The organism is uncultured Oceanicoccus sp., assembly GCF_963968385.1.
Classification (GTDB): domain Bacteria; phylum Pseudomonadota; class Gammaproteobacteria; order Pseudomonadales; family Dasaniaceae; genus Oceanicoccus.
In genome coordinates, this window is sequence record NZ_CAXAHB010000017.1 from 15,376 (window position 1) to 28,826 (window position 13,451).

Genomic DNA, 13,451 nt, shown 5'->3' on the forward strand with positions numbered 1-13,451 from the left:
TTATCACGCATTCTTTTGCCAGCTCGACCCGTAACACAACAAAAACCCGACGGCTTAAGTAGTTAATCCGCTATTAATTCCCAACCCGCTGGAAGCGCGCTATTGTATTCCCTTCAACCATCCGGATACCACCCCAAAGAATCTAACTGGCAGAATTATCGTCACTTTACCTCCGTTAGCGTGCCCGGTTCAGTACGGCGCTGGCTGTTGGATAGCGGTTCGCTGACACAGCGATTAATCAAATCCAGTGGCGGGCAGTTCAAAGTACAGGTGCTCAGTCAGCAATGGCAGCGCCCGCGCTTATCTGAAGCAACCCTGCTAGGTATACCGACTCGCGAAATGGCGATTATTCGGGAGGTTGCCCTGCTCTGCGCCGGTAAGCCCCGCGTATTTGCCCGCAGCGTTATCCCCGCTAGCTCGCTGGTTGGGCGGCTACGGCGGCTCCGCAAATTTAATGACAGTTCACTGGGGGAAATGCTGTTTCGGGATACCAGTATGCGTCGCCACCCCTTTCAAATTGCCGCTATTGCCGGCAATGATTCACAGTTGCCCGCCGATTTACAACAAAGCGGTACCCTTTGGGGGCGACGTTGTCGCTTTGAATTAGCCGCTAGGCCGATCATGGTTAGCGAAATCTTTTTAGATAACGCGTAATTATAAAAATCGCAAGTAGGTCTTGGCATTTTAGCGATCTGTTTATAAGATGGTCGCCACAGGACAATGATAATAAAAAATGTAACCACTAAGGATTTTATAATATGAACAAGCGAGTGTTTTTAAATCGCCGTTCAGGCAGGGATCGTCGGCAGCTATATAATTCAGCTTACGATAGCCGCCGCAGGTCGGATCGACGACTGGTTGCCAACAATGAGCTGGTGCTAATTATTGGCAACGATGGCTTAGACCGCTTTGAATTAATAGTCATTGTGTCTGTCATCCTGCTGATGCCAACGGTGATGCTCGTCGCCTACTTCAGCCGCGTCTAGTAGCTCAATTCAGTCCACCATAACGCTATTCAGCCACTAACTGTTATACTGCAGGTCGCCTGTATTACCGAATATCTAACACTATGACCGCCCTGCATACCGCGCTACTCAATAAAGTCCCCGACTATCTAGCCCTCATTCGCTTTGACCGCCCTATTGGCACTTATCTATTGCTATGGCCAACGCTATGGGCACTATGGATTGCCGCGGAAGGCGTGCCGGATACCCGATTGCTGGTGATTTTTATTGTCGGCACTTTTTTAATGCGTTCAGCAGGTTGCGCGATCAATGACTTTGCCGACCGCCATATTGATGCCCATGTGAAACGCACCGCCCACCGCCCCATAGCCTCCGGCAAAATCAGTTCAAAAGAAGCGCTGATTGTTAGCGCTGTACTGTGTTCGTTGGCTTTTGTGCTGGTATTGTTTACCAACCCCAAAACCATTGTTTTATCCTTCGCCGCTGTTGCTCTAGCCGCCTGCTATCCGTTTATGAAACGTTATACCCACTTGCCGCAGGTGGTGCTCGGGGCCGCCTTTTCTTGGGGCATTCCGATGGCCTTTGCCGCACAACAAAATGCTCTGCCGAAAGCGTTGTGGCTGTTGTATTTTGCCGTGGTGTTGTGGACCGTTGCTTACGATACCTTTTATGCCATGGTCGACAGGGATGACGATATTCAAATTGGGGTTAAGTCCACAGCGATTCTCTTTGGTCGATATGACCGTTTAATGACCGGCTTACTGCAAAGTATCGTGATTGTGTTGCTGATTGGCGTGGGCTGGGCCTTTGACTTGGCTTATTGGTATTTTTTAAGTTTGATCGCGACGGCGCTGTTGTTCGTATATCAACAGTACTTGATTCGTCACCGTGATCGCGATCTTTGCTTTAACGCTTTTTTAAATAATCACTGGGTTGGCGGAATTATTTTCTGTGGTATTGCCTTGAATTATGCTTATGCCGGTTAGCTTTATCGACAGTATTACCGCCATTGATTCTGCCCAATGGAATGCTGTCACCGGAATTGACTACCCCTTTACCCGCTATGAGTTTTTACATGCCTTGGAAGTGAGCAAGGCCACTGATCGCGAGACCGGTTGGCAGCCACAACATGCGCTGGTTTATGACGGCGAACAATTAATTGCTGTTATGCCGATGTACTTAAAATACCACTCCTATGGCGAGTATGTGTTTGATTGGTCTTGGGCTGATGCTTACCAGCGCCATAATCTCGCTTACTATCCAAAAATGCTGTCGGCGATACCTTTTACTCCGGCTACCGGCCCTAGACTTTGTATTAAGCCTGGCCATGATGCAGAGGCTATTCACTTAGCCTTAGCAGACGCATTACTAGCCCACGCCTATCGTGTTGACGCTTCTTCGATTCATATTTTATTTCCTGCCACGGAAGCCAAGGAGCGGTTTAAACAGTCTGGGTTTAAGCCGCGCCGCGGTTCACAGTACCATTGGCTTAATCAAAACTTTGCCAGCTTTGATGATTTTCTTAATAGCTTTAGTTCGAGAAAGCGCAAGAATGTAAAAAAAGAACGACGCAGAATTGAACAGCAAAATCTGCAATTAGACGTCATTGAAGGCGCGGATATTTCACCCGAGATTTGGCAGCGATTTTATTATTTTTATCAACTGACCTATGCCAAACGCAGCGGTCATGGCGGCTATCTTAATCAAGCGTTTTTTGAATTGATTGCCGCTACGATGGCTGAGCATATCGTACTGGTGCTAGCCTATGATCATAATAAGGGCGGCGAGGCCATTGCCGGCGCACTTAATTTTAAGGATTCAACCACGCTGTACGGCCGTTATTGGGGGTGTATGGTTGAATATGACTATCTGCATTTTGAAGCTTGTTATTATCAGGGCATTGAATATTGCATTGCCAATAACTTGCAGCGCTTTGACCCTGGCGCTCAGGGTGAGCATAAAATTCAACGCGGCTTTACGCCGATAGAAACCTGGTCTAATCACTGGATAGCCAACCCGGATTTTGCGGCGGCGATTAATCAATTTATTGATCAGGATAATCAATCAATGAAAGAGTATATTGCGCAGGCCAGTGCCATGCTACCGTTTAAAAAAACCGCGCAATAAATCGATCAGGCCGGTTTATCGCGGGTAAATACCCACTCTCTGGCTGATGACATGGCAGCGTTATAGCCATAACCATCGATATCAAATTGTTTGATATCATCCACGGCAGTCAGTTGGTTTTTAATCACATAAGCGCTCATCAGACCACGGGCTTTTTTGGCATAGAAGCTGACAATTTTATATTTGCCGCTTTTTAAATCTTTAAACACCGGAGTAATAATATCGGCGTTGATATTTTTTTGCTGAATCGACTTAAAGTATTCGTTAGAGGCCAAATTAAGTAGTACATCACTGCGGGATTTTTTTAGTTGCCAATTGATAGCATCGGTAATCTGCTCACCCCAAAACTGATAGAGGTTATCGCCGACGTTGTTAGCAAACTTAGTGCCCATTTCTAATCGATAGGGTTGAATATAATCCAGCGGACGAAGCAGACCATAAAGCCCTGATAAAATGCGCAAATGTTTTTGTGCAAACTTAAAGTCTTTGCTATTAAAGCTTTCTGCATCCAAGCCGGTATAAACATCTCCCTTAAAGGCTAACACCGCCTGCTTGGCGTTGTTTGCATCAAAGGGCGTATGCCAGTTTAAAAAACGGTCAAAGTTTAGGTTGCCCAGCTTATCGCTAACGCTCATCAGGCTAGAAATATCCGACGGAGAAAGTTCGCGCAGCTCATCAATCAATTGCTGAGACTGATCGAGAAAATCCGGTTGAGTTGACACCTTGGTAGTTGCCGGAGTGTCAAAATCCAGTGTTTTTGCGGGAGAGATCACCATTAACATATTCTTTGCTCTACCTTATTCAGGAGCCAGAATCGGCTGCCACCAATTTAATGGCTCGCCGGTTTCCGGATCGTAAACATTGCCATAAAACCACGCTACATCGTCATAGGATGACAGCGCATCGTCTAATATTTTTTCTACAGCGTTAAAACCACAACTCACATGAATACTATAGACCAGTGCTTTGGGTTCTTTGATATCCAAATCACCGCCCAGCTTTTCAATCTCGGAGGTGAGGGCCTGCTCTAAGGCAGACAATGCCGTGGTGCTAAAATCGTCTTTGCTAAAAACCCGCAAACAGAGATTTCCGCCGTGCTTGAGCACTTTAAACGCCCCTTTGGGTTTTTCTAGGGACTGGATAACATCAGCGCGGGCAATGCCACGAACAAATACAGGCGATTTTAATAATTGGTAACTGTTTTCTTCGCTTTGAGGGTTGACTAATACTTTTTCTACCACCAGTTCACCATTGGGGTGACGTCCGGCAATAAGCTCAATGGTAGGTTCGCTGCCAATAAGCGCTGCTGATTGTTTGTCTGTCATTAATCGTTCCGAATATGGCTCTAAACTCTAACCGGCTTGAAGACTCTGTAAACGCCGGCGCTCAGATTTGTGGTTAGATTTTTTGCAAATCCAAGTCGTCTATTTTAGGTTTGTTAATGCGTAACGCGGCATCATCACTGGGATCAAACCATAGCAGATTTTGCCTTGATCTGGCCAGTAATCGTGCGCCTATCCACTAGCTCAGCTATAATGGAGCTACCCTAACACTATCCTCTTAAGCGCTATGCCAATAACCGTTATTTATCGCTTGATTGATCGGCTCTCTGAACTGACCGGTCGCATGCTCGCTTGGTTGAGCTTGCTGATGATGTTAATGCTGTGTCTGGTGGTGGTACTGCGCTATGGCTTTGGCATCGGTCTTATTGGTTTACAAGAAGGGGTCACTTATCTGCATGCTAGCATTTTTATGTTGGGCGCTGCTTATACCCTAAAACAGGATGGCCATGTGCGGGTCGATATTTTATATCGCAACTTTTCTCCCAGAGCTAAAGCCTGGGTAAATAGTCTGGGCGGTATTATTTTTCTGTTGCCGCTGTGCTGTTATATTTTTTTTATCAGCTGGGACTTTGTTGTGCAGTCTTGGCAGATTGGTGAAGTCTCCACCGAGCCCGGCGGCATTCCCGCTGTGTTTCTGTTAAAAACCTTAATTCCTCTTATGGCTATCAATCTTGGGCTACAGGCATTGGCAGAAATTCTACGCAGCGCATTAATATTGATGGAAACGGCCGATGATTGAGCTGATCCCGCTATTTATGTTTATCGCGGTTTGTCTGGTCTTGATGCTGGGCTACCCAGTAGCCTTTAGTTTAGCCGGCACCGCATTGCTTTTTGCCGGAGCGGGCATTATCACCGGCCATTTTGATGCCTCTTTTCTAACGGCTATACCCAACCGGTTATTTGGCACCATTCAAAACACCACACTGATTGCCGTTCCGCTGTTTGTGATGATGGGCGTCATGCTGGAAAAATCTCGCATAGCCGAACAGCTACTGAACAATATGGCGGCACTGTTTGGTCGCGTACAAGGAGGGCTGGCGATCTCTGTCGTCTTAGTCGGCATGTTGCTTGCCGCCAGTACCGGCATTGTTGGCGCCACGGTGGTGACCATGGGCTTGATGTCACTGCCTTCTATGTTAAACCGTGGTTACGATCCCAAACTAGCCACTGGCGTGATTTGCGCCACTGGCACATTAGGGCAAATTATTCCGCCATCTATCGCATTGGTGTTATTGGGCGATATTCTGTCTTCTGCCTATCAACAGGCACAATTAAATATGGGCGTCTTTAATCCCAAAACCGTTTCGGTGGGTGATCTATTTATCGGCGCTCTGATACCAGGCTTGTTATTAGTCACCTTGTATATCGCTTATCTTTTGATCTTGGTAAAACTGCGGCCAGAGCGGGTCCCCGCTACCGATGACCAGCAGCGGCCGTTAATGGCTGATTTATTGAGTGGCCTAATCCCACCGGTGTTATTAATTGTGGCGGTACTGGGTTCTATTTTGGTAGGCGCGGCCACCCCCACAGAGGCGGCTGGAGTTGGCGCTTTGGGTGCTACCTTACTCGCAGCGTTAAAAGGCGAGTTAAACAAACAGCGCTTAGCGGAAGTTGGCCGTTCGACTCTTGAAAAAACCTGTATGGTTTTTATGATTTTAATTGGCGCGGCGGTGTTCTCTCTAGTGTTCCGCGGCTTTGGCGGCGAAGAAGTCATTCATCATTTCTTTCAGCAAATGCCCGGCGGCGTCATCGGCGCTACGGCGATAGTGATGCTAGTGATTTTCCTGCTGGGCTTTATTCTCGACTTTATTGAAATCACCTTTGTGGTGGTGCCGATTGTCGGGCCTATTTTATTGGCCATGGGTCTGGACCCCGTTTGGCTTGGGATTATGATTGCAATCAATCTGCAAACTTCTTTTCTAACACCGCCTTTTGGCTTCGCATTATTTTATTTGCGCGGCGTGGCACCAAACTCGGTGAAAACTGCAGATATTTATCGCGGAGTCATGCCTTTTGTATTGATTCAACTGCTAGTCCTAGGCATGATTGCACTCTGGCCATCTTTGGTTACCGGTCTTGCTGAGCTATTGAAATAATAATAGAGCAACAATAACCCTATTCAGCTATATCAATATCAATTTTTTAAGGTTTTTCATGAGTAACAATGATTTAAACGACGACGCCCCTGTGCCAACTGGCGATCTTGCCCTGCAAACCGTTGCCATGCCTGCAGACACTAATGCCAGCGGCGATATTTTTGGTGGCTGGCTAGTATCGCAAATGGATTTGGCCGGTGCTATTGCGGCGTTAAAAGTTGCCCGCGGACGAATTGCAACGGTAGCGATTAACGGCATGGTGTTTTTAACTCCAGTCCATGTTGGCGCGGTTGTTAGCTGCTATGCAGATATAAAAGAGGTAGGCCGCAGCTCAGTCAAGGTCAATGTTGAGGTTTGGGTTCAACATAAAACAACTCAGCAGCCGACCAAGGTTACTGATGGCGAGTTTGTCTTTGTAGCGATCGATGACTCAGGTAAAACTCGCGCCGTTACATAAATTCCACAGCCGAGATAATAATGAGCTTAACACCGCTAACAGACCAGCCCTGTCCGGAGGGTAGCCTCGCTATCCAAACGCTTGCCATGCCGGCACATACTAACCCGTATGGCGATATTTTTGCTGGCTGGGTGGTTTCACAAATGGATTTGGCGGCGAGTATTGCCGCTACTGGCGTGGCAAAAGGACGAGTGGCTACCGTTGCGATTAACAATATGCTGTTTTTAACCCCGGTGCATATTGGCGCCATAGTGAGTTGTTACACGCAAGTCACCAGAATCGGTTGCAGCTCTGTGTCGATTACTGTGCAAGTATGGATCAATCAAAAACAGAATTTTGAGCCGGTAAAAGTGACTGAGGGTCAATTTGTATTTGTGGCGATTGATGATAATGGCCGCACCCGACCAATAGAGAAATAACTCGGCGCAAAAGCCAACGAAGAATTATTAAACGGCCATGGTCGCTCTTTGATCAACCATTTGATTAAAGTCCGCCGCATTAACGGCCGGACTAAAATAAAATCCCTGCACCTGATCACAGCGATTCTGCCAAAGAAACTGAAACTGCTCCAAGGTTTCTACCCCTTCAGCAATCACCTGTAAACGCAGACTATGGGCAAGATTGATCATCGCTTTGACAATAATGCCATCGTCATTATTTTTGGCTACGTTGCTGACAAAGCTGCGATCAATTTTTAATGCAGAAATCGGTAAGCGCTGGATATGGGCAAAGGATGAAAAGCCGGTGCCAAAATCATCCAGAGAAAAGCTAATACCAAGTTTGCTCAAGGCCATCATCCCCTCATAAGTTTGTTGGTAGTTTGACATAATGGCGGTTTCGGTTAACTCAAATTCCAATCGACTGGCATCGATACCGCTTTGCTCAATAATGCGCGTAGCGGTATCGACAAACATAGGGTCTTGCAGTTGCTTAAACGACAAGTTGATCGCTATATCTAAATTATTGTGGCCGCTTTGATCAAAGCAGCGCATATCGCTACAAGCCTGCTGAATCGCCCAATAACCAATAGGCACGATTAAGCCACAGTCTTCTGCCACAGGAATAAATTCTTCAGGCGATATCAATCCACGGTTTGGATGACGCCAGCGAATCAGTGCTTCCATACCAACAGTAGCGCCGCTGCCAATGGCAACGCGGGGCTGGTAATGCATTTCAAGCTCATTGCTTCGCAGCGCGCGACGGAGATCGGACTCTAGATTTATCCGGTACATAGCGTCGGCGTTAGTTGCCTCGCTGTAAAAATTATACTGACTGCCGCGCTGCGTCTTAGCTTCTAACATTGCCATATTGGCGCGCTTAAGCAAGCCATCAACGGTATCGCCGGCCTCCGGATAAATAGCGATACCAATACTACAACTAACAATCACTGGCTGGCCTGCAGCGGTAAACGGCGCAGAGACAACATCAATCACTTTTTTGGCGACTAAGGCAATATCATCATTGCTGTGACAATCTTCTAGCATCACCGTAAATTCATCACCGCCAATTCGGGCAATGCCATCGTTTTTGCGCACACAGCGGGCCAAACGCTCAGCCATTGTTGCCACTAAACGGTCGCCGGCTTCACTGCCATAACTTTGGTTAATCTTTTTAAAGCCGTCGAGGTTAATCAATAACAACGCTAGCGATGTTTGTTGGGTCTTGGCTAACTCAATCGCCCGCTCCAGGGTCTGACGGAATAACAGGCGATTGGGAATGCCCGTTAAAGGGTCGTAGAGATTGAGCTGATTAATTTTTTTCTCAGCCTGTTTTTTGTCGATGGCGTAACCGATACAACGCTGCAAAACATGATTATCAAGATTATCCAGAAACAGGTAATCCGTAGCACCATATTGCAGCACTTGCTGCGAAGCAGTGCTATCAGTTTCTGCAATCAGGGCAATAATGGCTGGCTGGTGCTCTTGTTTTGCCGTTTGCTGGAGCAAGGACAGCGCCGCCTCAGGCTGATGCTGGCAGTCCAACAGCACGACATCGTAGTGGCCCGAGGCTATTTCAGCGCTGCCGTTTTTTAGCTGTTCACACCACAACAGCTGAAAGGCACTTTGCCGGTTAGCGCTTAGCATCGCTTCAAATCGACGATATTCGACGGGGTTACTGCCTAAAAGCAGTATTCGCGCCACTGACTCTTGCATTCAAATACCTATAACTAAGCGGTGACCTACATCGAGGCCAGCCCCAACTATTGCCTGATAGTTCAAGCGATTATTGCTGTTTTTGTTTATTGTTAAGCGCAAACCTCAGGGTTGCGCTTATAATTTAACGGTTATTTTCTGTGCAAAGCCGTTATATTTATTTTAATATCAACTAGTTATAGGCCTTATTTAATAAAACTTCTAGTATTTACAGAAGATTTTTTCGGTGAATTAGCTATATAACTGATCTAAGCCTCCTACTGACAGAAATCCACTGCTACAATGCTCGCCCTTTGTTGCCCCCAGAACCGTTTTTAGCTGATGAGCAGTGCCTTTGAGTAATTTGAATCCCCGTCAGCTGGAAGCTGTTCGCTATATCGACGGTCCGCTTTTGGTGCTTGCTGGCGCCGGCAGCGGCAAAACCAGTGTGATTACCCGCAAAATTGCCTATCTGATTGAACAATGCGGTATTAAAGGTAGCAATATCGCCGCGCTCACCTTTACCAATAAGGCGGCGCGGGAAATGAAGGAGCGAGTCACGCCGTTGGTATCAAAATCGGCCGCGCGCGGCTTAATCGTTTCTACCTTCCATAATCTCGGTCTAAGGATTATCCGCAAGGAATACCAGTGCCTTGACTATAAAAGCGGCTTTTCGATATTTGATCAGCAGGATGCGCAGGCACTGATTAAAGACTTACTGATTCAAAACCACGGCGAGGATAACGATCAGGCTGAGACCATTCAGCACCGTATTTCCAACTGGAAAAACGATGTGATCAGTCCGGAACAGGCGATTGCGCAAGCCGATGAGCCATTGGATATGCTCTGCGCGCAAGCCTATTTGCGCTACCAACGGGCGCTTAAAGCTTATAACGCGCTGGACTTTGATGACCTGATTTTGCTACCGGTACACATCTTTCAGCAGTTCCCCGATATTCTGCAACGATGGCAGCGCCGCATCCACTATCTGCTGGTGGATGAGTATCAGGACACCAATGTTAGTCAGTACTTACTAGTCCAGCAGCTCATAGGAAATAGGGGCAAGCTAACGGTTGTTGGGGATGACGATCAGTCGATTTACGCTTGGCGAGGCGCTCGCCCGGAGAATCTTGCCCAGCTTCAGGATGACTATCCCAACCTGAAATTGGTCAAGCTGGAACAGAACTATCGATCCACCGCTAGAATCCTAAAAGCCGCCAACCAAGTTATTGATCACAACCCTCACGTGTTTGAAAAAGCTCTGTGGAGTGAGCTCGGTTACGGTGACCCTATTCGGGTGATTCGATGCCGCAATGAAGAAGTCGAATGCGAGCGGGTGGTCACCGAAATTCTCGATCGCCGAGTTCGTGGCAGTGGCCAGTATTCGGACTTTGCGGTGCTTTATCGCGGCAACCATCAAGCGCGTTTGTTAGAGCTTAAATTTCAACACCATCAAATACCTTACAAAATCAGTGGCGGCACTTCATTTTTTGCGCGCAATGAAATCAAAGACATCATGGCTTATTTGCGGCTATTGATTAACCGCGACGATGACAATGCTTTTCTGCGGATTATCAATGTGCCGCGCCGAAAAATCGGAGCATCCACGCTGGAAAGGTTGGGTAGCTACGCAACCGAGCGCGACATTAGCCTGTTTGCCGCCTGTGATGAAATAGGGCTTGAGCAGTCACTGCCCGAGGCCGGTCTACAACGGCTACGACAATTTACCGCATGGCTGTCTCGGGTCGGCCAGCGCTGTGACAGCGGCGAGGGCATCTCGGCGATTCGGGAGATGGTTAGCGATATTGATTATGAGGCCTGGCTGCATCAAAACAGTTCCAGCAGCGCGGTGGCCGAGCGACGAATGGCCAATGTCTTTACTCTGATCGATTCGCTGCAATCCACCATCGAAACAGCGGACGATGACGACAATGATATGCAATCGGCAGTGGCCAAATTAGTCCTGCGGGATATGCTTGATCGTCAGGAAGAAGAAAATGAGGCCACCGATCAGGTGCAGTTAATGACCCTGCATGCCTCCAAAGGCTTGGAATTTCCCCATGTCTATGTGGTTGGGATGGAAGAGGATATTCTGCCCCACCGCGTCAGTGTCGAGCAAGGCAATATCGAAGAAGAGCGCAGGCTTTGCTATGTCGGTATTACGCGGGCCAAACAAACCCTCGCCCTTACCTACTGCAGCAAGCGTAAACAGTTTGGCGAGTTAATCGATTGCGCCCCCAGCCGATTTTTGGATGAGCTGCCTTACGACGATTTGGTTTGGGAAGGGGAAGAAAAAGATGTCGAACTGAATCAACAAAAGGCCGAGGATACCTTGTCTGGTCTAAAAGGCCTGTTTGATAGCCTTTAAATCAGATAGCGGCTTTAGTAGTTGGCGACACTAATACAAATCTAACAAAAATATTAAGCATAACTGGCATTACTGGAAAACTCTCCCACTGCGTACAATAACTGTCGACAGGAAATTTGTCCGATTAATTGGCCATCCTGTATCACCGGCCGGCGGCGCTGGTTTTTGCTCATCATATCGTTGGCAACATTAATAATATTTTCACGCACATCAACCACATCCACATCTGTGGTCATATAGTCCGCCACCTTACCCATGTTGCCGCTATTATAGGTCGCCGCTATAAAGCCTTTAAGACAATCCAGTTCTGACAGCACCCCCAGTAATTTTTTATTATTATCAACCACACAAAGCCCCGAAATTTTATGGCGCAATATACTGCTGACCGCCTCGGAAAGCAGCGCATCGGGGGAGATGACCACTGGGCTTTTCAGCATATGATCTTTGATATCAACAGAGCCAAGCATACAAAACTCCTTCCACAGCGGATAACAGACAGCGTTTATTATTTATCATAGCTGTAAATTAATTCTTGTTCTAATTTATAAGGACAATAAAACTGTGAATTTTAACGTGCTTATCGGATGAATATGTACGCAATTTATTATCTACCAAGCCACCAGCCTATTTGATAGAGGCGCTGTCCCTATAACGCCGGTTTAATGGAAGCAGGTTGTCAGGATGTATTTGGCAAGAATAGGCCGCAGCTCTTTGCCGCGGATTTACCGATAGCGAAATGCGGTGGGATTATGTGGATACGGCTCGGGGCATTACCTCAGCTTGAGGCAATGGGAAAACTAACGTTGTTTAGCCAAGTTAAAATCCCGCCCTTGCCGGAATAATGCTGTCTATCAACAAAGTTTGCTGGCCAATATATTGATTGGGGTAAATATTAAAATAATGATTTAATAATTTTACCGGCACAATTAAAGGTAAATCGCCGGTGCGATACTGATCAATCACTTCATCAATCGATACCTTTTCGGTACTGCTGATACTGCGTTTTAGGTAGCCCTTAATGTGCGATAGTGCATTGCTATAACCTTTGCGGGTAGCCGAACATTTAAGCGCACTCATTAATAGCTCGATAAATTGATCCGCTTGTCGCTGCGGGTTTTGATTATCGGGCTTGGATAATAACCGGCCGATGGTTTTATAGTTGGTCATATTATGGGCCATAACCAAATATTTATACCGAGCATAAAATTGCGTTAAGTGGTGTAGGGTAACAACCTCGACTGACTGTTTTAATTGTTTCCATTCATGATAGGCATAGACTCTGCGGACAAAATTTTCTCGCAGGATAGGGTCGTGTAAACGTCCATTTTCTTCCACCGGTAACAGCGGGTCGTTGTCCATCATCTGTTGCGCGTAAACACCGACGCCTGTATTAGCCAATGCATTGCCTGCATCGTTATAGCGCTTAACTCGCTCGTAACCACAACTGGGAGAACCTTTGACAAAAATATAACCGGCAAAATCCTGATGTTCTGTTGTCACCTTATCGGCAAAATCTTTTAACGGTTGAGTATAATCAATGGTTTGAGACTCACTGTCTTTAACGTGAATGCCCTCAGCGTTTTCAACAATTCTGATCGGCTCGCGAGGCACCGGCAAACCAATGGCAACTTCTGGACACAAGGCAACCATCTCCATCGTTTCAGAAAGCTTTCTCAAAACATGGCTGGCCTTTTTAGCATCGCCACTGTAACGAACGGCATGGCCGACTAAACAGGCGCCGATACCGACTTGGGGTTTGTTATTATTCCTATTAGCCATTGGTTGTTATCCCCTACATTTTTTCTGTGTAATCCCAAGTGGATATCTTTTCCGGTTTTATTTCTATCACCATCTCACCGGCTTTATGTGACAATAGCCAGCAGGCAAAATCACTGTGCCGGCTACCCAAATAGTGATCGAGCAATTGTTCCTGCAAATCGTCCTGCAGCTCTGAAACGCTGAG

14 protein-coding genes are annotated in these 13,451 nt (G+C 46.9%); 9 read left to right on the forward strand and 5 right to left on the reverse strand.

Annotation, left to right across the window (positions count from 1 at the left end):
- Positions 1–102: 102 nt before the first annotated feature.
- From AACP44_RS03245 to AACP44_RS03260, 4 genes are all read left to right on the forward strand, one after another.
- Complete coding sequence (locus tag AACP44_RS03245; RefSeq protein WP_339338959.1) at positions 103–654, forward strand: chorismate lyase; 552 nt, start codon at positions 103–105, stop codon at positions 652–654.
- Between the two features lie 104 nt (positions 655–758).
- Complete coding sequence (locus AACP44_RS03250; RefSeq protein WP_339338960.1) at positions 759–986, forward strand: hypothetical protein; 228 nt, start codon at positions 759–761, stop codon at positions 984–986.
- An 83-nt stretch (positions 987–1,069) separates the two neighbouring features.
- Positions 1,070–1,951 (forward strand): 4-hydroxybenzoate octaprenyltransferase, encoded by an 882-nt coding sequence (ubiA, locus tag AACP44_RS03255; RefSeq protein WP_339338962.1) that lies wholly within the window; start codon positions 1,070–1,072, stop codon positions 1,949–1,951.
- A complete protein-coding gene (locus AACP44_RS03260) occupies positions 1,935–3,092 on the forward strand; it encodes a GNAT family N-acetyltransferase (protein ID WP_339338964.1) in 1,158 nt (385 codons plus the stop codon). The genes ubiA and AACP44_RS03260 overlap by 17 nt, the downstream gene beginning before the upstream one ends.
- Positions 3,093–3,097: 5 nt before the next feature.
- Here AACP44_RS03260 and yaaA read toward each other — a convergent pair whose 3' ends face one another.
- Both yaaA and AACP44_RS03270 read right to left on the reverse strand, forming a co-directional pair.
- A complete protein-coding gene (yaaA, locus tag AACP44_RS03265) occupies positions 3,098–3,874 on the reverse strand; it encodes a peroxide stress protein YaaA (RefSeq protein WP_339338966.1) in 777 nt (258 codons plus the stop codon).
- A gap of 15 nt (positions 3,875–3,889) precedes the next feature.
- Entirely contained in the window at positions 3,890–4,417 is a 528-nt protein-coding gene (locus AACP44_RS03270; protein WP_339338968.1) for a DUF4265 domain-containing protein, read from the reverse strand.
- A gap of 244 nt (positions 4,418–4,661) precedes the next feature.
- Between AACP44_RS03270 and AACP44_RS03275 the strand changes: the two genes are divergently transcribed.
- Genes AACP44_RS03275 through AACP44_RS03290 form a run of 4 tightly spaced genes read left to right on the forward strand, consistent with a single transcriptional unit; the run spans position 4,662 to position 7,407 of the window.
- Positions 4,662–5,174: a TRAP transporter small permease subunit gene (locus AACP44_RS03275; RefSeq protein WP_339338970.1), complete on the forward strand. Its 513-nt coding sequence runs from the start codon at positions 4,662–4,664 to the stop codon at positions 5,172–5,174.
- Positions 5,167–6,531 carry a TRAP transporter large permease subunit gene (locus AACP44_RS03280; protein ID WP_339338972.1) on the forward strand — a complete coding sequence of 455 codons (1,365 nt, stop codon included), beginning with the start codon at positions 5,167–5,169 and terminating at the stop codon, positions 6,529–6,531. Before AACP44_RS03275 ends, AACP44_RS03280 begins: the two co-directional genes overlap by 8 nt.
- A 58-nt stretch (positions 6,532–6,589) precedes the next feature.
- On the forward strand, positions 6,590–6,988 hold the full coding sequence (locus AACP44_RS03285; RefSeq protein WP_339338974.1) for an acyl-CoA thioesterase: 399 nt from the start codon (positions 6,590–6,592) through the stop codon (positions 6,986–6,988).
- 20 nt (positions 6,989–7,008) lie between these two features.
- Positions 7,009–7,407, forward strand: a complete 399-nt coding sequence (locus AACP44_RS03290; protein ID WP_339338976.1) for an acyl-CoA thioesterase — start codon at positions 7,009–7,011, stop codon at positions 7,405–7,407.
- A gap of 27 nt (positions 7,408–7,434) precedes the next feature.
- Here AACP44_RS03290 and AACP44_RS03295 read toward each other — a convergent pair whose 3' ends face one another.
- On the reverse strand, positions 7,435–9,141 hold the full coding sequence (locus AACP44_RS03295; protein ID WP_339338978.1) for an EAL domain-containing protein: 1,707 nt from the start codon (positions 9,139–9,141) through the stop codon (positions 7,435–7,437).
- A 334-nt stretch (positions 9,142–9,475) separates the two neighbouring features.
- Here AACP44_RS03295 and rep point away from each other — a divergent pair, with 334 nt between their 5' ends.
- Positions 9,476–11,488, forward strand: coding sequence for a DNA helicase Rep (gene rep / locus AACP44_RS03300; protein WP_339338980.1), 2,013 nt, complete (start codon positions 9,476–9,478; stop codon positions 11,486–11,488).
- A gap of 53 nt (positions 11,489–11,541) precedes the next feature.
- Here rep and AACP44_RS03305 read toward each other — a convergent pair whose 3' ends face one another.
- Positions 11,542–11,955: a CBS domain-containing protein gene (locus AACP44_RS03305; RefSeq protein ID WP_339338982.1), complete on the reverse strand. Its 414-nt coding sequence runs from the start codon at positions 11,953–11,955 to the stop codon at positions 11,542–11,544.
- A 349-nt stretch (positions 11,956–12,304) separates the two neighbouring features.
- Positions 12,305–13,267 (reverse strand): DUF1722 domain-containing protein, encoded by a 963-nt coding sequence (locus tag AACP44_RS03310; RefSeq protein ID WP_339338984.1) that lies wholly within the window; start codon positions 13,265–13,267, stop codon positions 12,305–12,307.
- Positions 13,268–13,451: the final 184 nt, after the last annotated feature.

Coding starts and splice junctions, on each gene's coding strand:
- AACP44_RS03275 (WP_339338970.1), top strand. CDS start 4,662: ATGCCAATAACCGTTATTTATCGCTTGATTGATCGGCTCTCTGAACTG.
- AACP44_RS03260 (WP_339338964.1), top strand. CDS start 1,935: ATGCTTATGCCGGTTAGCTTTATCGACAGTATTACCGCCATTGATTCT.
- AACP44_RS03270 (WP_339338968.1), bottom strand. CDS start 4,417: ATGACAGACAAACAATCAGCAGCGCTTATTGGCAGCGAACCTACCATT.
- ubiA (WP_339338962.1), top strand. CDS start 1,070: ATGACCGCCCTGCATACCGCGCTACTCAATAAAGTCCCCGACTATCTA.
- AACP44_RS03285 (WP_339338974.1), top strand. CDS start 6,590: ATGAGTAACAATGATTTAAACGACGACGCCCCTGTGCCAACTGGCGAT.
- yaaA (WP_339338966.1), bottom strand. CDS start 3,874: ATGTTAATGGTGATCTCTCCCGCAAAAACACTGGATTTTGACACTCCG.
- AACP44_RS03250 (WP_339338960.1), top strand. CDS start 759: ATGAACAAGCGAGTGTTTTTAAATCGCCGTTCAGGCAGGGATCGTCGG.
- AACP44_RS03305 (WP_339338982.1), bottom strand. CDS start 11,955: ATGCTTGGCTCTGTTGATATCAAAGATCATATGCTGAAAAGCCCAGTG.
- AACP44_RS03310 (WP_339338984.1), bottom strand. CDS start 13,267: ATGGCTAATAGGAATAATAACAAACCCCAAGTCGGTATCGGCGCCTGT.
- AACP44_RS03280 (WP_339338972.1), top strand. CDS start 5,167: ATGATTGAGCTGATCCCGCTATTTATGTTTATCGCGGTTTGTCTGGTC.
- AACP44_RS03295 (WP_339338978.1), bottom strand. CDS start 9,141: ATGCAAGAGTCAGTGGCGCGAATACTGCTTTTAGGCAGTAACCCCGTC.
- AACP44_RS03290 (WP_339338976.1), top strand. CDS start 7,009: ATGAGCTTAACACCGCTAACAGACCAGCCCTGTCCGGAGGGTAGCCTC.